This window comes from Pantoea cypripedii, assembly GCF_002095535.1.
In the GTDB taxonomy this organism is placed as follows: domain Bacteria; phylum Pseudomonadota; class Gammaproteobacteria; order Enterobacterales; family Enterobacteriaceae; genus Pantoea; species Pantoea cypripedii.
The window spans coordinates 129126-148544 of the sequence record NZ_MLJI01000003.1; the positions used below are offsets into that span (position 1 = coordinate 129126).

The 19419-nt window shown below is 49.0% G+C and carries 16 protein-coding genes; 9 read left to right on the top strand and 7 right to left on the bottom strand.

All coding sequences use genetic code 11. From position 1 onward, the window contains the following. Window positions 1–28: 28 nt before the first annotated feature. Complete coding sequence (locus HA50_RS28650; RefSeq protein ID WP_084880635.1) at window positions 29–1084, bottom strand: 2,3-butanediol dehydrogenase; 1056 nt, start codon at window positions 1082–1084, stop codon at window positions 29–31. 252 nt (window positions 1085–1336) lie between these two features. Between HA50_RS28650 and HA50_RS28655 the strand changes: the two genes are divergently transcribed. Beyond that, on the top strand, window positions 1337–1696 hold the full coding sequence (locus HA50_RS28655) for an antiterminator Q family protein (RefSeq protein ID WP_167379276.1): 360 nt from the start codon (window positions 1337–1339) through the stop codon (window positions 1694–1696). 457 nt (window positions 1697–2153) lie between these two features. Here the strand turns inward: HA50_RS28655 and HA50_RS28665 are convergent, their stop codons facing one another. Both HA50_RS28665 and HA50_RS28670 read right to left on the bottom strand, forming a co-directional pair. After that, complete coding sequence (locus HA50_RS28665) at window positions 2154–3164, bottom strand: hypothetical protein (RefSeq protein WP_084880638.1); 1011 nt, start codon at window positions 3162–3164, stop codon at window positions 2154–2156. 118 nt (window positions 3165–3282) lie between these two features. Continuing rightward, window positions 3283–4194 (bottom strand): LysR family transcriptional regulator, encoded by a 912-nt coding sequence (locus HA50_RS28670; RefSeq protein WP_084880641.1) that lies wholly within the window; start codon window positions 4192–4194, stop codon window positions 3283–3285. Between the two features lie 134 nt (window positions 4195–4328). Here HA50_RS28670 and HA50_RS28675 point away from each other — a divergent pair, with 134 nt between their 5' ends. Beyond that, window positions 4329–5330, top strand: coding sequence for a zinc-binding alcohol dehydrogenase family protein (locus HA50_RS28675; protein ID WP_084880644.1), 1002 nt, complete (start codon window positions 4329–4331; stop codon window positions 5328–5330). Between the two features lie 86 nt (window positions 5331–5416). After that, window positions 5417–6070, top strand: a complete 654-nt coding sequence (gene nfsB / locus HA50_RS28680; protein WP_084880647.1) for an oxygen-insensitive NAD(P)H nitroreductase — start codon at window positions 5417–5419, stop codon at window positions 6068–6070. 44 nt (window positions 6071–6114) lie between these two features. Here nfsB and HA50_RS31330 read toward each other — a convergent pair whose 3' ends face one another. The 3 genes from HA50_RS31330 to HA50_RS28700 all read right to left on the bottom strand — a co-directional run bounded on the left by HA50_RS31330 (window position 6115) and on the right by HA50_RS28700 (window position 12765). Continuing rightward, on the bottom strand, window positions 6115–8292 hold the full coding sequence (locus HA50_RS31330) for a hypothetical protein (protein WP_139811090.1): 2178 nt from the start codon (window positions 8290–8292) through the stop codon (window positions 6115–6117). 81 nt (window positions 8293–8373) lie between these two features. Next, window positions 8374–10551: a pentapeptide repeat-containing protein gene (locus HA50_RS28695; protein WP_084880655.1), complete on the bottom strand. Its 2178-nt coding sequence runs from the start codon at window positions 10549–10551 to the stop codon at window positions 8374–8376. 42 nt (window positions 10552–10593) lie between these two features. Then, window positions 10594–12765 carry a hypothetical protein gene (locus HA50_RS28700; RefSeq protein ID WP_139811091.1) on the bottom strand — a complete coding sequence of 724 codons (2172 nt, stop codon included), beginning with the start codon at window positions 12763–12765 and terminating at the stop codon, window positions 10594–10596. A gap of 355 nt (window positions 12766–13120) precedes the next feature. Between HA50_RS28700 and HA50_RS28705 the strand changes: the two genes are divergently transcribed. Next, complete coding sequence (locus HA50_RS28705; protein WP_084881212.1) at window positions 13121–13891, top strand: ABC transporter substrate-binding protein; 771 nt, start codon at window positions 13121–13123, stop codon at window positions 13889–13891. Window positions 13892–13928: 37 nt separating this feature from the next. Next, window positions 13929–15002 (top strand): DUF2817 domain-containing protein, encoded by a 1074-nt coding sequence (locus HA50_RS28710; RefSeq protein ID WP_084880660.1) that lies wholly within the window; start codon window positions 13929–13931, stop codon window positions 15000–15002. A gap of 2 nt (window positions 15003–15004) precedes the next feature. Here HA50_RS28710 and HA50_RS28715 read toward each other — a convergent pair whose 3' ends face one another. Continuing rightward, a complete protein-coding gene (locus HA50_RS28715) occupies window positions 15005–15778 on the bottom strand; it encodes a HalD/BesD family halogenase (RefSeq protein WP_084880663.1) in 774 nt (257 codons plus the stop codon). Between the two features lie 99 nt (window positions 15779–15877). Here HA50_RS28715 and HA50_RS28720 point away from each other — a divergent pair, with 99 nt between their 5' ends. The 4 genes from HA50_RS28720 (at window position 15878) to HA50_RS28735 (ending at window position 19410) form a co-directional block, all read left to right on the top strand. Continuing rightward, entirely contained in the window at window positions 15878–16786 is a 909-nt protein-coding gene (locus tag HA50_RS28720) for a LysR substrate-binding domain-containing protein (protein ID WP_084880666.1), read from the top strand. Window positions 16787–16850: 64 nt separating this feature from the next. Next, entirely contained in the window at window positions 16851–17726 is an 876-nt protein-coding gene (locus HA50_RS28725) for an AraC family transcriptional regulator (protein ID WP_084880669.1), read from the top strand. A gap of 33 nt (window positions 17727–17759) precedes the next feature. Next, window positions 17760–18167 (top strand): DUF2000 family protein, encoded by a 408-nt coding sequence (locus HA50_RS28730; RefSeq protein ID WP_084880672.1) that lies wholly within the window; start codon window positions 17760–17762, stop codon window positions 18165–18167. A 610-nt stretch (window positions 18168–18777) separates the two neighbouring features. Then, entirely contained in the window at window positions 18778–19410 is a 633-nt protein-coding gene (locus HA50_RS28735; protein WP_084880675.1) for a hypothetical protein, read from the top strand. The last annotated feature ends 9 nt before the right edge of the window (window positions 19411–19419 follow it).

The following is a 19419-nucleotide window of genomic DNA, read 5'->3' on the forward strand; positions in this document are numbered from 1 at the left end:
CGGGCCAGCCTGGCTGGCCCGATTAATATCACTGCGGTGGACGTACCAGAATTTTGACCTGCTGCTTTTCTTTCACCAGCGCTTCAAAACCCTGCTCGACCAGATCGGCCAGCTCGATGCGTTTGGTCACCAGCTTGTCCGCCTGGAAATAACCCTGCACCATTAATTCCATCACTGCCGGGAAAATATGGCGGTAGGCGATGATGCCTTTGATGCTGCGCTCACTCAGTACCACTTTGTTCGGGTGGAACGCCGCTTCACCTTCCCAGATGGATACGATGACGGTTTCGCCTTCGTAGTTAGTGCTGTCGATACACTGCTTCAGCACCACCGGTACGCCGGTCACTTCATAGGCCACATCAACGCCGCCTTCGCTCAGCTCACGGATCTTCGCCACGGCATCTTCTTTGCTCGGATCGATGACCACTTTTGCGCCCAGTTCGCGTGCTTTCTCCGCACGTTGCGGGGAGAGTTCCACCACATAGATTTCAGCGGCACCGGCGGCGCGCAGCGCTTCGATGACCAGCAAACCAATCGGGCCAGCACCAAACACCGCCGCTTTGTCGCCTGCTTTCAGTTTGCTCATGCGCACCGCATGTAAAGCCACCGCAGCAGGTTCCACCAGCGCACCTTGCTCATAGGAGAGAGCGTCCGGCATACGGTGCACCATATGCTCCGCCACCGTGGTATAGCTGGCAAAACCACCGCCACCACCGGACAGACCGTGGAAACCGAGGTCGCCACACAGGTTATATTTGCCTTCACGGCAAGCCGGGCATTCGCCACAGGAGAGAATCGGCTCAACCACGACGCGATCGCCGACTTTGACTTTAGTGACACCGGTACCAACCTCAACCACCTGACCCGAAAACTCATGACCGAGAACAATCGGCGCAATGTCATGGCTGATTTTGTGCGGTTTTTCCACCGGGACAAAGATCGGTCCCGCGATGTATTCATGCAGATCGCTGCCGCAGATGCCGGTCCATGCGACTTTGATTTTGACTTTTCCGGCTGTGACCTGGGGTTCTTCAATGTCATCGACGCGAATGTCGCGTGCTTTATACCAACGTGCCGCTTTCATTATGTTCTCCTTGAGGCTGGCATTATTTCTGTCCATTGCCACTTAAGATGGCCGGTGCAGAAGCTCAGCGTGGCTATAGCGAAAACTGTGCCAGCCGGAAGGTGATGGTAACTGTATGAATTTAAAGGATGCATGGTTTGGATGAAGTGTCACGGTGTTACAGCTGTAACAGGTGCACCTGTTACAGCTGTAACACATTGAATTTGCTTTACTTAAATTCTTCCCCAAACTTCCCTAATAAAAATCCTCAAAATGAATTGTAAATTCCGGTGTTTGGGGGATGGACCGTATGCTATTGAAAATGAAATCGGTCATTCACGTATTGCCGCCGGATTTAAAGGGCTGCTCCCTGAGGAGGCAAGCGTCATAAGCTGTTCAGAAAATGATGCTCTGATAATTGATGTATGCGTAGGCAGACTTAAGAAAAAGCGAGAGGATGAATACCCACTTATTTTTAACCACTATGTGAAAGATATTTCGAAAAGTTCCCCTGGGAGGAAACTGAGGGGCGCTGAAGGAATGATCAGGATAAAGCTCATGATGGCAGAAGGTTTTGTGGAAGGCTGTCTGTCGATGCTTGATATAAGGCTGGAAATGGACAACCAGCTTTAGAATGGGTATATCACAGCCCGCTTAGTGGGCTGTTTGTCCCGAAGATAAGGCATGCAGACTATGGGAAAAATCTGTTCTTTGCCTCAAGAAAGACTGCAAGAATCATGAGGAAGGAATAGCAAACCGTACAGATTATTAATAAACCTTTGAAGACCAGCAACCATGACATTAATTTGATAGTGTCATTATCCGGGAAGGTGTATACATCGCTGGTTTTCTCAACAAACAGAATGTTCTTCCTGTTCTTTAGTCGAAGGAAGAAGTAAGTCATAAGTGGTGCGCCAAAAAAACCTACCATACTGCTAAAAGAGTATGGAGCAGGAAAAGTATATTTTCTTTGGAAGCGATTCAACAATTCATAGTACTTGGGTCTGTTGATTGCATACCAGATGATTGAGGCGATAAAAGTCAGACTGGCAACAATGATAATAGCGATTACAAAAATTTTCATTTGCTGTTAGATGTCCAGGTATTTGTATATTGAATCCATAAATAAGTCAGCGGCGGAACCTCCAGCCAAACCTCCTGCAACAGAACCAACTGCAGCACAGGCGACACCACCGACACCGGCTGTTGCAATACCGATTCCGGTACATATTCCTATACCAACAATAGAACCCAGGACACCACCACCAACGCCACCGGCTGTTGAAGCAGTAAACGAAGTGTATTTTTTGAATGCCACTCTTTCGCATTCATTCTCACGGCCTGTAGTGCAGCTATTGACCACCTCATTTGTTGTGTTAGCAAAAGAAAAGCCAATCCCAATGAATCCACCGTATTTCAGGAAACGTGCTGCTTTGGCAGCATTACCAACAAAAGTCGAGTATCCCGGTATTCCACCGATACCAACAGTTGACCACTCATGAACGATCGAGCGGCTTGAAAGGTTTAGTGCTCTGCGCATATCTTCGTAAGGCTGAAGTTTAAGGGCATAACGGTTTAGAGACTTGAGAAGGGGTTTATTTACCAGTTCTTTCAGTTGGTTCAATAGCTGATTACGCTCCACAAAAAATTGCTGACTTATAAGGGTGCCTTGTGTGCGGAATTGATTTTTATAGCTGCTCTCGATTTTCTTCAGGGTCTGTTCTATAGAGGAATAGTATTTTTCGCCTGCATCTCCTACAGTACCGAAAACCTTGTCTCCGGCATTTGTCAGGCCCGCGATAATTCCGTAATACTTCTGCAAGAAACTAGCCTCTTCTGTGCTAACTCCATTCAGGGCAAGGTTTGTTTTTGTCTTAGCTTGCCTGAGTGCTGACAGTGCCTGCATAGTCATTGGTGCTGGCGTATCAGGATCGGCGACAATCAATATCTGTCCAGGCTTCAGCCAGGGTGTGTCAGCATTCATTTTCATGAACATCTGAGCTGCTGGAGTGCGGGTATCTCTGAACAGTTCTCTGGCCTGATAATCAAGTGAACCGGGTCGCTCAACAATACAATAGCCGGGGGCAATATTACGTGCCATGCATCCATTCTCCGTCGGTTGTCGTATGTATGGCAGCACTACACCCACTGCCAAACTCAAAAATTTCTAATTAATAGTAAATAATTCTACTGCGTTACGCAAAACAGGCGCGCGATAATTATGCTGACAGCTGCGCAGTCAGCGCCCGCAGATGGGTGCGCAGCAGTTGATGCAATGCCCGAATGGCCGGAGAAAACTGTTTGCGATGCGGGCAGATAAGATGCAGCGGGGTGCTTTCGCCAGGTAAGTGTGGCAGCACCACTTCCAGCCGTCCCTCCCTGACGTCATCACACACATCAAGCCAGGATTTATAAGCGATACCCATCCCGGCCACCGCCCAGCGTCGGGCGACATCCGCGTCGTCACATAGCAGGCGGCTTTTAACCGTAATCTGGCGGCGCATCCCTTCCTGAGGAAAGGTCCATTTATCATAGACATGGCCGTTCATGACAAACAGCAGACAATCATGCCGCGCGATCTCCTCCAGCGTCTCCGGGCGGCCATGCTGATCGAGCCAGCTCGGAGACGCCACCAGCACCCGACGATTATCTTCGGCCAGCGGCAGAGCGACATAACTGCTGTCATCCAGTTTGCCGTAACGAATGGCAATATCCACCGGGTCACGAAATACATCGCTGATTTGATCAGACAGTGAGAGACGCACCGACAAAGCCGGGTGCTGACGGCAAAATTCGGTAATCAACGGCAGCACGATATTGCGTCCGATATCGGAAGGCAGGGCGATTTTTAGTTCGCCGGATAACGCATCTTCATGGCTTTGCAGGCTGTCGGCACCAGCCTGCATCAGTGCCAGCATTTCCTGGGCATAGGGCAGGTATTTTTCCCCTTCAGCGGTGAGACGCAGGCTGCGGGTGGATCGGGCAAACAAGCGTTTATCCAGCTCACGTTCCAGACGCTGAATCGCAGCACTGACCTGGCCTGGCAGCAGGTCTGCCTCGCGCGCGGCACGAGAAAAGCTGCCAAGCGCAGCGGAGCGCACAAATAACGTCACATCTTCCAGTCGAATCATTTCATTTCCCCAGCGACAGCGGATTTTCACTCTAAGAGTGAAAGTGTTCCCCTGCAAGTGACGTTTTTCGCAAGCCTGGGGCAGCGTAGGCTAAGCGTCATTCACTAAAACCCTTGAGATATAAGGATTGCCCAATGAAAGCCATTGTTTACAGCCAGAATGGTTTACCGATTTCTGATGAAAATGCCCTGTACGATCTCGATGTTGCCAAACCGCAACCAGGCGCGCGCGATCTGCTGGTCAAAATCAATGCCATCGCCGTTAACCCGGTAGACACCAAGGTTCGTGCTGGTGCGCCCACCGATACACCGCGCATTCTGGGTTGGGATGCAGTGGGCGTAGTGGAAGCAGTGGGCGAGGCGGTAACGCTGTTTCAGCCAGGGGATAAGGTTTATTACGCCGGTGATATCACCCGTCCTGGCAGCTATGCCGAGTATGGGCTGGTGGATGAGCGTATCGCCGCACATCAGCCGCAATCATTGAACGACGCGGATGCTGCCGCGCTGCCCCTCACCGCGTTAACCGCCTGGGAATTGCTGTTTGACCGCCTTGAAATCAAAGCCGATGACAATTCCGCACTGCTGATTATTGGCGCAGGTGGTGGTGTCGGTTCGATGCTGACCCAGCTTGCCAGCAAACTCACCAATCTGACAGTGATTGGCACGGCATCCCGTGCGGAAACGGCGGAGTGGGTGCGTTCGCTGGGGGCTGATCATGTGATCGACCATCAGCGCCCGCTGGGTGAACAACTGACGGCGCTGGGCATCAGTAACGTGCGTTATGTCGCCAGCCTGACGCATACCGACAGCTATTATCCGCAACTGATTGATGTGCTGGCCCCGCAGGGCAAACTGGCGCTGATCGATGATCCCGAAACGCTGGATGCGGTGCCGTTGAAGCGAAAGGCGATTTCGTTGCACTGGGAGCTGATGTTTACCCGTTCGCTGTTCCACACCGCAGATATGCAACGTCAGCATGACATCCTGCAACAGGTGAGCGCGCTGATTGATGATGGCACCCTGCAAACCACCGCTGGTGAACACCATGGCACCATCAATGCGGCCAATCTGCGTAAAGCTCATGCCTTGATCGAAAGCGGTCGCGCGCGGGGCAAAATCGTGCTGAGCGGCTTTTAACGTATTGAAACACAAATCGTTAACCCATGGGTTAGCGAGGCGGATATCGTATTGTCATATTACCCGTTACTGTTCTGGAGAAAAAAATGACGCTGAATGATGCTGTGGTCCGTCGCCACACGGTGAAAGCCTTTGCTTCCGGTAAAAGCCTGCCGGATGCCGAAATCGAAACTCTGCTGAATGTGCTGCGCAATAGCCCTTCATCAGTGAACTCGCAACCGTGGCACTTTGTGGTGGCGTCTACCGCCGCTGGCCGTGAGCTGATCGCGCAATCAACGCAGGGGCCCTTTGTTTACAACGGCCCTAAAGTGCTCAATGCCTCGCACGTTATCGCGCTGTGTATGCGTACCGACCTCGACGAAGCTCATCTGCAAAACGTCCTGGCGCAGGAAGAGAAAGACGGTCGTTTTCTGAAACCGGAAGGGAAAGCCGGTCAGGATAAGAGCCGCCGCGGCTATGTCGATATTCACCGTTACGAACAGCGCGATGTTCCGCAATGGATGGAAAAACAGGTATACCTGGCATTGGGTGGCCTGCTGCTGGGTGCCGCGATGCTGGGTATTGATGCCACGCCGATGGAAGGTTTTGACCAACGCTCGCTCGATCAGGCGCTGGGCCTGCGTGAAAAAGGGCTGACCAGCGTGGTACTGGTTTCGCTCGGCTATCGCAGCGAAGAAGATTTCAACGCGGCGTTGCCGAAATCACGTTTGCCGCGTGAAGAGATTTTTACCTTTATTTAAGAGGTAAACGCGGATGCCGTTACGGCATCCGTATTAAACGTTTATTACTTCAGCGGGTAATGGTGTTTGATGGCTTTATTCAGTTCCGCACCGCGTTCGCCAGGGAATTGGTAGCTGGCGACCATAGCCGCGACGATGGCGGAACAGGGATAAGTCTTATCGACTGATTTCGGTATCAGACGTTCTTTCCATTCTTCCGCATCAGCTGGATTAATCATACCGGGCCGGAACGCCTGAAGGTCATCAATCAAAAGTTTGGCAAGCTGGCGTGGCGCATTGGCTGAATCTTCTTCCTCAGCATAAAAACGGGTGGAAAACAGGTCAGCCAGCATGCGTATGATGATCATCCCGGCGATAATTTTTTGCTCAGCATCAGAGAAATCTTTGAGACTCAGCGCCAACCGATGCTGGCCCACTTCAATCAGTTTCCAGCGCAGCGCTTTGGCGTTATCACGGTCCTCATCAGTCTGCGTGCGATAAAAAGGTTCCAGTAAGTCGCACATCAATGACTCATCAGCCGGTTCTATGAGTTTGGTTGATGCATCAACCCTGCGCATCAGCAGGGAGACCATATGCTTTTCAATCTCTGCGGCCCGTTTTTTTTGCAGGCTATCAAGGCCGGCAACATGGGAAAACAGAAAACGGATCACCGGTGTGAAAATGCCGCCGGACCGGCTCCAGAGGGAGTGCAGCATCGGGAACACTTCCAGTACGCTACTGAGGTTCGTTAATGCCGCAGGGATATCCGTAACTTTACTTTCCTTACCCGGCTCTGCCTGGTACTGCAATAAGGCATAGCCTTCGGGGGTCTCACTGGCGTGGAGCAGCTCACTGAAATCTTTTGCCGGGAGATAGAGGGCGGTCTTATTCTTCGGATTATAGAAAATCTGATGCGGGGCATCGGCATCTTCCATCATCATTACTTTTTCGATATAACTGACAAAATCTTTAATCGGTGTCTGTTGATAAAATTTAGCGCGCAACTCCGGATGTTCAGCGATTAATTGGTTGATGGGGAATTGATAATCGAGTAATTCCTGCTCAGGTAAAGCCATAAATAACTCAGGGAGATCGCTATCCACCATATCCGAAAGGAGAGCGTCTTTGCTGTTTTTTAATAGCTCACGACTGATAAAGTTTCTGATGACTGTTGAATTTGCGTAGCATGAACTCGTCAACTCCCCTAATATTGATATCTGAAGTGAAGGGATCTCGTTATACACTCCCGATAAATAAGTGTCACTCTCAAGCATCGCAACCAGTTGTTCAGCAAAGGCGCAGCGGACAGCATTATTATTAATGGAGGCGAGGGTTTTGAAAAATAACGCACCGGTTCGATTATTATTGATCCTGTCCAGGTGTCGGTCTATCTCGGTGTAGTTTCTGAACATGTCAGGGTCGAGTTTTATTAACTCAGGTGCATTATCGCTAAACATCGCGACAGATAATTGAGTGCCGTTCATCGGGGAGAATTTATCGATTTTTGCATTGGTAAAATCAACATTCTCCAGACAATTAACATTATCAAGAACGAACTTCCCTGCCTGAACACCGTTGAAACTCACGTTTTTAAATTGATACTGGTCCTTCAGACCACTGGAAAATATGATGTTATCAAATTCACAATTTGAAAAATTAGCCTGTTCTATCTGGGGTGAAGTATTGTTTACAATACGAAGATTTTTTAGTTTGCAACCGGACATATCGGTCTGTGATAACACACAATCATTCATGCTACCTTGACGTCCCCTGACGGAACCATTAATTGATGTGTTCTTCCAGCAGGAGTTCTTAAAATCTGAAGAATGCCATATTAAATTATCTGTTTCTGCTGTGATTACAGCGTTCTTCATTTCTATGGGATAGCGAGTTGAGTATCCCCGAAAGTTTAAATCGTAAAAAGTATCACTATTAAAGATCAGCGGTTCGTTAAAGGCACCCGGTTTACAGTCGAGTTTATCGCTAAAATTTAATCCGCGAAAGGTTCTGGGGCGCTGATCATGTGGTCGAATATTATGCATATAATCGATAAAGGTTTCCCCGGTAATCTCTTCCGCTTCTGTAATTTTTACATCACTCAGGGTATTTATTGCTGATGGGGTATTTGACGAGGGTGCTGCCAGGGTGTTGTTGATTGCAGGGCGAGAAAGAGCTCCTGGCTGAGGGTTTTCATCTGAAGTGACTACGGGTGGAATTAAGGTATTTATTGAAAGATCGGACATGATAAATTTTCCTGATTAGCTTTGGGTGTATGGCCGGTGAAAATCATCACCTGCCATAAGAAAATAAATTGTGAACAGTGATTAAGTTAGCGGGTAATGGAGTTTGATGGCCTTATTCATCTCTGCACCCTGTTCGCCAGGAAATTGGTAGCTGGCGACCATGGCCGCGACGATGGAGGAACAGGTATAAGTCTTAACGACTGATTTCGGTATGAGACGTTCTTTCCATTCTTCCGCGTCATCAGGATTAATCATACCGGGCCGGAACGCCTGAAGGTCATTAATCAATAGCTTGGCAAGCTGGCGTGGCGCATTGGCTGAATCTTCCTCCTCAGCATAAAAGCGGGTGGAAAACAGGTCAGCCAGCATGCGTATGATGATCATCCCGGCGATAATTTTTTGCTCAGCATCCGAGAATGTTTTGCTACCCAGTGCCAGCCGATGCTGAGCTATTTCAATCATCTTCCAGCGCAGCGCTTTGGCGTTATCACGGTCCTCATCAGTCTGAGTGCGATAAAAAGGTTCCAGTATCTCGCATAATAGCGACTCATCACCCGGTTCTATCAGTTTGCTTGATGCATCAACCTTGCGCATCAGCAGGGCGATCATATGCTTTTCAATCTTTGCGGCCTTGTTTTTTTGTTCGCTTTCAAGGTCGGGAGCATGTGAAAACAGAAAACGGATCACCGGTGTGAAAATGCCGCCGGAGCGGCTCCAGAGGGAGTGCAGCATCGGGAAAACCTCCAGTACGCTGCCAAGAAACTTAAAACCGGCGGGGATATCCGTAACGATTTCTTCCTTACCCGGCTCTGCCTTGTAGTGCAACAATGCGTAGCGCTCCGGTGTCTGGCTGTCGCGGAGCAAGCCCCGGAAATCCTGTGCCGGAAGATAGAGGGCGATCTTATTATCCGGGTTATAGAAAATCTGATGTGGCGCATCGGCATCTTCCATCATAATTTGCTCTTCTATATAACTGACAAAATCTTTAATCGGTGTCTGGCGATAAAACGTATCCCTTAACTCGCTGTCAGCCTTAATAAGTTGGTTAATCGGGAACTGATAATCAAGCAGTTCTTCTTCCTGCAATTTCAGCAGTAGCTCAGAGAGATCGGCATGTGGGGTGTCCGAAAGCAATGCATTTTTACTGTGATTCAGTAGTGCACGATCGAAAAAATCTTTGATGATTTCCGAGCCAGAATAACAACTATTAGACAGTTCTTTCATGAATGATAGTTTTAACGTTGTGATGTTTCTATATGCTTCGGCTAATACACCCTCTCCATCGAGCATCGCGATCAGTTGTTCCGCAAAAGCGCAGCGGACCGCATTATTGTTAATCGATGCGAGCGTTTTGAAAAACAATGCACCAGTAACAGGGTTATTGATACTGTCCAGGTGTCGGTCTATCACGGTGATGTTGTTAAACATATCGGGATCGAGTTTGATGAGATCAGGTGCATCATCGCTTAATTTCACGCCGGTTAATGTCGTCCCTTCCAGCAGCGAGAGTTTGTCAATCTTTGCATGAGTAAGGTCAACGTTTTCCAGACAATTGACATTATTCAGAGAAAATTTCCCTGCCTGAAGGTCTCTGAAGCTAACGTTCATGAATTTATACTGTTGTGTTCTATTGCTGTAGAAAGTCAGGTCTTCAAATACACAGTTGGAAAAATTAGTCTGTTGCATTAGACATTGGGCTTTGTCTACAATATGGAGGTTTTTTAGTATGCAACCAGACATATCCACCTGTGATAACGAACAGTCGGTAATGGTGCTTTTCTGTCCTTGATACAAACCGTCAATGGTGCTGCCCTGCCAGCAGGAATCTCTAAAATTAGACGCAAACCAGATTAAATTATCTTCTTCTGTTGTGATTAGGCAGTTCCTCATTTCTATGCCGTGGTTAGTGTAGTACCCCCTGAAGTTTAAATCGTAAAAGGTGTCTTTATTAAATGGCAACGGTTCTTTAAAGTCGCCCGGTTTATAGTCAAGTCCACGGCCAAAACTAACCCCGCGAAAGGTTCTGGGGCGTTGATCATAGGGTCGGATATCGTGCATATAATCAATAAAGGTTTCTCCCGTGATATCTTCCAGCGCAATTATGTTGTCAGCGTCCGGATCATTGAGTGCTAACGGTGTATTTGAGGCGAGGGTAGCCGTACTATTCTTTATCGCCAGGGGGGGTAATGCGCCCGTCTGAAGATCTTCTGCTGCCGTTGTTGTGGGCGAGGTTAAGGCATTAACTGAAATATCGGACATAATATTATACCCTATAAGATTTGTTTATCATCGAAAGATGAATTAATTAAGGGGGTAATAAAGCTTAATGGCTTGATTCATCTTCTGACCGCGCTCGCCGGGTATGTGATAGTTACCCATTCGGGTTGCCAGGGCAGCAGAACAGGTAAACTCATTGTTGTTGCTCGTCACCAGTCGATTCCGCCACAGAGTTGCCTCAATGGTATCAACGATCTCAGGGGCATAGGCGACAAGATCATCAATCAGTTTTTTCGCCAGCTGTCGAGGTGCATAGGGTGACATATTTTCTATTGAATAATAATGCGTAGAGAAGATATCAGGTAGCATCCTAATGATGATCATAAGCGCAATAATCTTTTGTTCGCGATCAGAGAATTTCTTTCTGCTCATTCCTAATTGTTGTTGAATCAGATCGATCAGTTGCCAGCGCAACTTCCCGGCCTCATCCCCATCAATATAAAAAGGTGCCAGGATCTCACTTAACAAACACGCATCTTTCTCGTCAGTTAATCTTACAGTTTTATCAGCCTGGCGTTTAAGAATTAAAATGAGATGATTTTTGATCTCAGCTGCCTTCGCCGTTTGCGTTAGATCCAGTTTGTCGCTGTGCTCAAACAGGAAGTGAATGACCGGGGTTAAAAGCCCGGCGGCACGGGTCCACAGACTATGTAAAGCCGGAAATCCAGCCAGAACGCGGCTTTGGCGTTTAACCGTGGCTGCCTTGTCGGTAACAATATTTTGCTCAACAGTCTGAAATTGCATGAATGAATAATGTTGTGGAGCCTGATTGGATTCTAATAAATCTTTATAGTCTGCTGCGGGAAGATATAATGCTGTTTTCCGCTTATCTGGGTGATAAAAGATGTAGTACAGTGAATCTTCATCAGGCATCATGATTTCTTCTATAATGTGTGCAATGAATTCTTTTATCGGTGTGAGTTGATAGAACTTCTGCCTTAAGGATGGATATTCGGCGATTAATTGATTGACCATAAATTGATGATTAAGTAATTCACTATCCTCCAGTGAGTTTAGCAAACGAAACATTAATGGCCGAACATTCACTGGGATGATCATATCATTACCTTCTTTTAAAAATTCATCTCTGATAAATGTCTGGATCTTAGGCGATGCCGCATAGCAGGATTGCGCTAAATGGCTGGTAATGGACTGTCGCAAGGTTATCGAATGGGCAAAGGCTTCTGACAATATCGGTTTATTTTTGATCATATCAATTAACTGCTCAGCAAAGACTTGCTTCACGATATCATCGGTGATGGAATCCAGCGTATTAAGAAACAGAGCACCGGTTTCAGGGTTATTAATGCTATCTAAATGCGTATCAATTTTATCGTCCGTATCAAACATGGCAGGGTCTATGGTAATCTGGAGTTTTTGAGGGTCGCCCCATATCACTCCAGTTAACTTCGTTCCGCTAGTCGGCGAGAATTTTGTTATTTTCGCATTGGTGAGATCAACATTTTTAACGCAATCGACCACGTACCAGGCAAGTTTATCTGCTTTCATATTACGGAAGTTGGTATCTTCGAATTTATAGTAACTCACTCCCTGGCCTCGAAAACCCTCAAACTGCATATTTTCCATAATACTATCCTGAAAGTTTGCGTCTGCAATCAGGCGTGTGTCGCTGTCGTAAATTTTAAAGTTTCTCAATGTGCAATTTTGCATTTCTACATCAGAAAAGTCGCATGATGTTATTCTTGAGCGCGAGCCTCTAAATAATCCGTCTATTATGGTTCCTTGCCAGTTGCTGTTTTTTAAATAAACTTTCTGCCAGTTAAGTTTACGAATCCCTGTTTCAAATCTACAGTTATTAAATACAACGCGTTTCTCGCCAGTAATGTTAAAGAAAGAGAATTGTGCATCAATAAATTTATCACCATTGAAATGGATTGGACCTTTATAAGCTTTGGTGCTGTCATGACTATAGAGCGGGAATTTAATATTACGGAATGTCGCCGGAGTAGGTGTGGTGGTGTTTCGCTTATTCATAAAAGCAATAAATGTTTCAGGGGTAACGTCCTCCTGTACGGGAACACTTTCTACCTCCATAGCTTCACTTGGCTTAACAGCCATTGAGGCAGGAAGTGTATTGACATTATTAATCTCCATAGGGACGGCGGGAGACGGGTTATTTTCTGCCGAAGACGAAGGTGTTAACGGAGAAAGAGAATGAACTGAATTATTAAACATAATATTCCCGGATTGATGATGTGTTTGCCCACCTGGCTTGAGCAGTGGTCGATGATATAAACCAGTGTATTATCTCCAAACAGTAAAACTGCATTCTGAAATATGACTGAAGAGGTAATGATAAAACCGTGATCCAGCTGATGCGTTCACCGACAAACATCTCTGGCGCATTCCCTATAGGCTGAAATCTGCGGTATTAAGGAAAAATTAACGCCGTATGAAGAATTTTCTAACCCTTTAAATAATATAAGATTTTACTCTGGATGAATGTTGTTTATTCGCTGGTGGGAAGGCAGGGCACATGTTATTTAATCTGAGTGTCGTGCTTAAACTCACCTGCATTCCGGAGATAAAAATGAAAAAGAGCTTATCCCTCGCGTTACTGCTTTCGCTTACTGCCTTTACCCAGGTAGCACTGGCGCAGCAAACCCTGCGTTTTGGTGTCGATCCCACTTTCCCGCCGTTTGAATCCAAGGCGGCTGATGGTTCGTTGCAGGGTTTTGATATCGATCTGGGTAACGCTATCTGTGCCCAGGCAAAAGTGAAATGCCAGTGGGTGGAAATGGGTTTTGACAGCAGCATTCCCGCCCTGCAGGCGAAGAAGTTTGATGCCATCCTGTCCGCCATGTCGATGACCGATAAGCGCCGTCAGCAGGTGGCTTTTAGCGATATGCTTTATAACACCCCAAGTGCGTTGCTGGCCCCCTCAGCCAGCAAGCTGACGACCGACATTGCCTCCCTGCGCGGGAAAACTATCGGCGTAGCACAGGGCACCATCCAGGAAACCTACGCCAAAACCAAATGGGCACCGGAAGGGGTCAACGTGGTCTCTTATCCCAATCAGATGGAGGTTTATCCTGATCTGCTGGCCGGTCGTCTTGATGGCAGCCTGAGCAATGCCGTCTCAGCCGAACAGGGTTTCCTGACCAAACCGGAAGGCAAGGACTACGCCATTAAAGGCACGCTGGTCGATAAAAAGATTTTTGGCGATGGTGTGGGTATCGCGTTGCGTAAAGGGGATGAGGAAAACCTGAAGATGATTAACGCGGCGCTGGCGGAGATGCATAACAACGGCACCTATGATCAACTGACGAAAAAATACTTTAAATTTAAGGTTTATCCCTGATCACCCCGGCGTGATGATTGGCAGGAGTCTGAATAATATGTCATTACCCCAATACAGCGTTCAGCGTGCGCGCTTTCTGGCGACTGCGGAGAGCAAAGGTGCGGTGATTACGTCTTACCCACATCCTCTGCCTGGCCCGCAGGGGGAAAAGCTTTATACGGATGTGGCGCGGTTAGGGCCGGTTGCCGCATCACGTCTGATGCTGGTGGTTTCCGGCACTCACGGTGTTGAAGGCTACTATGGCTCGGATTGCCAGATTGCCTGGCTCGATATGCTGGATGAAAAGGCGTTGCCTGCTGACACCGCAGTGCTGCTGATTCATCTGCTCAATCCCTGGGGAGCGGCCCATCTGCGGCGCGTCAACGAAGACAATATCGACCTCAACCGTAATTTTATCGATTTCAGCCAGCCGGTCCCTGCCAACCCGGATTATGCAAACTGGCACGGTATTTATCATGGTGACCGTAACAGCGCCGATCGGCAATTGGCTGAAGCGCTCGGGAACGTTGGCTGGCAGGCGCTAAAACGCGTGGTGGAAGCAGGGCAGTACGCTGCTGACGAAGGCTTTTTCTTTGGTGGTCACCAGCCGTCCTGGTCCTATCACACCATGGCGGCGATCATCGACCAGCATCTGCGGACGGCGAAAATCATCATCAGCTTTGACCTGCATACCGGTGCCGGGGCGTGGGGGCATCCGATGCTGTTGTCGATTGCGCAGCAGCGTTATGCCGCGCATGACTGGGGTAAGGCAATTTACGGTGAATGGCTGACGTTGTTGTTTACCGGGGCCGGACGTGACAGCGCAACGGGCGTCACCGCCACGGCGACGGGGTATCTGTCGCAATACCTGCTGACTGCGCTCGCCGACACGCGGATTTTGCCGCTGGTGGTGGAATGCGGGACATACCCGGGGGAAGAAATGCATCAACGGGTACGGGAAGATCACTGGTTGCATCTCTATGGCGAACCCGCCAGTGCGGCAGGCCAGGCGATCAAGCAACAACTGGTGGAGGGATTCTGGCCCAGCGATGCGGACTGGCGTGCGTTAGTGGCTTTCCGCACGCAGCAAATCTTTCTGCGCGGCTGGCGTGCCCTGGCGGACACGCCCTGATTTCACAGCCTGCCGTAGAATGTCATACGCGCTGTTTCTGATAACGCAATGCCGGGCTGAGTATTGTAAGCCAGCACCGCCAGCATCCGGGTGACTTCCCCTTCGGTCGGGGTCACGCGGTGCAGGGAGTTACGCCCACGGAACAGCACCAAATCACCGGCATCAATCGCCAGCGCTTCCACCGGCTGGCGTTCATCCAGCACCGCCTCGACACCCGCAAAGTTCATCTCACCGGCGTCGGCATCCCGCAGATCCGTCACGTACTGAAACACGCCGCCCGCCAGCGGTTTTTGTACCAATAAGGTGATGGCAAAAGAGGAGTTGTCGAAGTGCCAGCCCAGCTCCTGGCCGTGAGGCGCGTAATGCAGGTTAATGGAGGAAAGGGGGTCAGCGTAGGGGTAGAGCGCTTCTTCACCCAGTACCTCGCACAGGAAACTTTTGAACAGGGCATCGTTATAAAGCTGACGCAGCGGTGATTCGGCAGCGATGGCATCATCGGTGATACAACCTTTGGTACTGATCACATCACGATTACGCGGGTGTTCAGGACTGAACGCTTCATCAGGCTTCATCAGATAAACATTATGTTTGCTGAGGGTGTGATACGCCAGATGGCGTTGCGCATGGCCTTCTTCGATGATTGCCTGTAAGGCTGCGGGTTGTAAAAATTGACGCAGTACCAGTGCGCCAGATTGGTTTAATTGCTCACGACAGCGTTGACGCCAGTCATGATCGGCCAGCGGATGCAGATCGAGACGAACAAGGGAGCCAGACATAGCAACAATTCTCATGATTAGCAGGTGTGATGTTACTCTAACTGTCACCTGCAAAGCTGTGTAACGATAAATACTTAATACCCTGATAAGGAAGACTTAATGCCTGCCCAATCACCGCGCTTGCCAAAAATCAGTGTTATCCAGTCATTTAAAGTGGCCGCTGAACTGGGCAGCCTGGCAAAAGCGGCTGCCCAGCTGGCGTTAACTCCGGCTGCGGTCAGCCAGCAAATTCGCCAGCTGGAAGAGCAACTGGGTAGCGCCCTGTTTTTGCGCACGCAAACCGGTGTGATGCTGACCGAAACCGGGAAGGAATATCTGCGCTATGTCACCGAAGCCTTTGATATTTTGCACCTCGGTCAGCAAAACATTCGCCATGCGGCCAGCGCCCCCAGGTTAACGGTGTATGCACTACCGGCGCTGGCGTCGAAATGGCTGTTGCCACAGCTGGCGAGCTGGCGCGCCCATTGCCCGGATATCGATCTGTCGTTACATGGCACCCATGCCCAGGTGGATTTCACCGCCATGCCGGCCGATTTTGTTATCTGCTTTGGCGAGGATCGTTATCCGCAGCTTGATAAGCAGTGGCTGTTTCATGATGAGGTGCTGCCGGTCGCCAGCCCGGCGTTATTACAGCGCTTTGCACCCGAAGAAATCTTCAGCCATGCGCCTTTAATCCATCTCGACTGGGGTAACGAAGGGCGTTTCCTGCCTGACTGGCGCAGCTGGTTTCAGGCCAAAGGCATGGACGAACCGCTGCCGCAACCCGCATTCAGTTTCAATCTGACCTCACTGGCGATTGATGCCGCAGTGGCCGGAGCCGGATTGCTGTTGGGGCAGCGGCGGCTGATCGCGCCGGAGCTGGCGCGTGGCGAGCTGGTGGTAATTGACGAACTCTGCCTGCCCCTCAGCAAACCTTATTTTCTGGCCTGGCCACAGCGCACCCTGAGCCAGCCAGGCAGTGAAGCGATGATTCACTGGCTACGTGAGTTGGGAGCGGGCTGCCAATAGTTGGTGGCTGTTATCTGGCCTGATATAGTTTGTTTCTTTTCTGTTGCGTCAGCCAGGAGCCGTTATGCCAGCCAAAATCGCCAATGCCAGCAGCCAGGACTGGGTCGATTTTCGCCGCGATGACGAAACTGGCATCGAAAGCGTCAATGCCCATTTTTGCGGGCATGCTTACGATCCCCACGATCATGATGAGTTGCTGGTGGGGGTGACGCAGCAGGGTTTGCAGCGCTTTAATTGCCACCGTGCGCTGCATACCAGCACGCCGGGGCGGTCGATTCTGATTGAACCGGGTGCGGTGCATGATGGTCATGCCCCGGATACCGAAGGCTTCACTTATGTGATGCTTTACCTGCCACAAACGTGGGTGGCACAGATGATGCAGCGGCGTGGTCTGGGTGATATCGCCAACATCGAAGCGGCTTTTCGCTCGACCCTTAACGACGACGCGCTGCTCGCCAGTGCGATTCAGCAGGCATGGTACGCGGTGCATCATGGCGAAGGGCGGCTGGCGCGAGACCAGAGCCTTGATCATCTGCTGACCATGTTGTCACGTCATCTTGATCCCCGTCCGGGGATGCAGCGAACTGAGACATTGGCACCGATGCAGTTGCTGCGTGATTATCTGCATGATTTTATGGCGGAAGATATCGGCCTCGAGGAGCTGTCGCGGTTATCGGGCATCGATCGTTTCCGCCTGACGCGTCAGTTCAAAAAAGCCTTTGGACAGTCTCCCCATGCCTATCTGGTGCGCTTACGGCTGCGTAGCGCACGTAATTTGCTGGCGCAGGGCATTGAACCTGCCCAGGTTGCCTCGCAGGTGGGTTTTTCTGACCAGAGCCACCTTGGCCGCTGGTTCCAGCGTGCTTATCGCATGACACCCGCTTCTTATCAGCGTCAGTGCACAAACGTTCCAGACCGCCTGCCACTCTCTTGCTTATGATAGGGTTTTGACCCGAACGGAGAGTTGTTGCAGATGTTTGATACTAAAATCGCCCTGATCGTACGTGATGATTTGGCTACCTGGCAGCGGCTGAATGTAGTGGCCTTTCTTGCCACCGGCATTGCCTCGGCAGCGCCAGAAATGATGGGCGAACCTTATATTGATGCTCGCGGACATCATTACGGCAATATGGCCGGACAACCGATGTTGGTATTTTCCGGGGATCTGCCGGGCCTGCAACGTGCCCATCGTCAGGGACTGGAGCGCGAACTGACCATCATCCCCTATGTTCACGCTATGTTTTCCACGGGTCATGATGCGGCGAATCGCGAAGTCTTCCTCGCGGAGGATGCCGATAACCTGAATCTGGTGGGCATCGCGCTACGTGGTCCGAAGAAAGCGGTTGATAAAGCCATCAAGGGCTTGTCATTGCATGGTTAATATTTCTATTTTTTGAAAAATTATATTAAGTAATAGATATGTTGCGCTGCCCAAATAATGGGCAGCGTTCTATCAGTTTATTGACAGTTTTTTAAGTCAGCATTTTGCTGCCTGCAACATAACAGTATGATTTAACTACATCGGCTCAGCATACGTTTTCTCTCCATAAGGGCATTACATCGAATTCTCTTACCAGTTTATCGCTTGAATCATTATGAAAAATGATAATTCAGGGCCTATGGAAATCAATATGAAAAAGTAAAAATATTTTTTTAGCTTAAAAATCATGACATTAAATTTTTACTCTTAACTCAAATTCATAAGATTTTTTACATTATTTTCTGTTAAAAAATATATCCACAATATGGGTTTTAAATAGCTCGCCCTATGAAATAATAGAAATTATTCGTAATCCTTCCTTGCTGAAATTTCCAGAAAAAATCTGAATACCACATGCTAATCATTTAAATATTCCCTTGCGCAAGTCTGGTAAGGGTATTTGCACAATAAAAAAATACGATGATAATAAGTTCGTTCCGCTTCGGAACATCGTTGTAAATTGGCTTTAAATACAGATGTCATTATTAACTCATCCTGAAAGGAACAACTTATGTCTTCCTATTCTCTCTCTGTATTAAATTCCAGCGGCGGTGCTGCGAATGTTGCAATTTACCAAACTTATCCAAATCTCATTTCCGGCTTGCCATTAGTCTGGCTGCTGCAAACCATCAATGATGGCAATACGAATACCTACAACTGGACCATTGACTGGGCGTTAAACTGGGGTACTTCGGCACAGCCTATAGCGCCTGGCGTGCAATGGAGTTCTGGTGGGCCAATGCAAAATATGAATCCGACTGCCTCGGGTGGAAATAATGCCATGGGTGTGACGTATTCAAATGGGCAATTCCAGACTCAGCCCCCGGCATTCAACAATGCCAGCGTGGCCAGCGGCAGTATGCTGGTGACAACCGATGCAACATTTACCGTTGCACAATCAAAAGCCATGAGCCTGGCCGTATATATGAATTCTCTGCCGGCCTTTGCAATGCAGGGTAAACCCAACGGCAATTTCCTGTTTGATACGCATCCAACCTATTGGATCTGCACCACGGATTCCAAACAAGGTGTTGCCGTATCAGGAACTTATGTCAGCAGTCCGACGCAGTTTTCCTTCGCTGATGGCGTGACGTCGTTGAAATTTGAACTTAATGAAACCTTGCAGTTTGTTCCTGTTTCCTGATATCGCCTT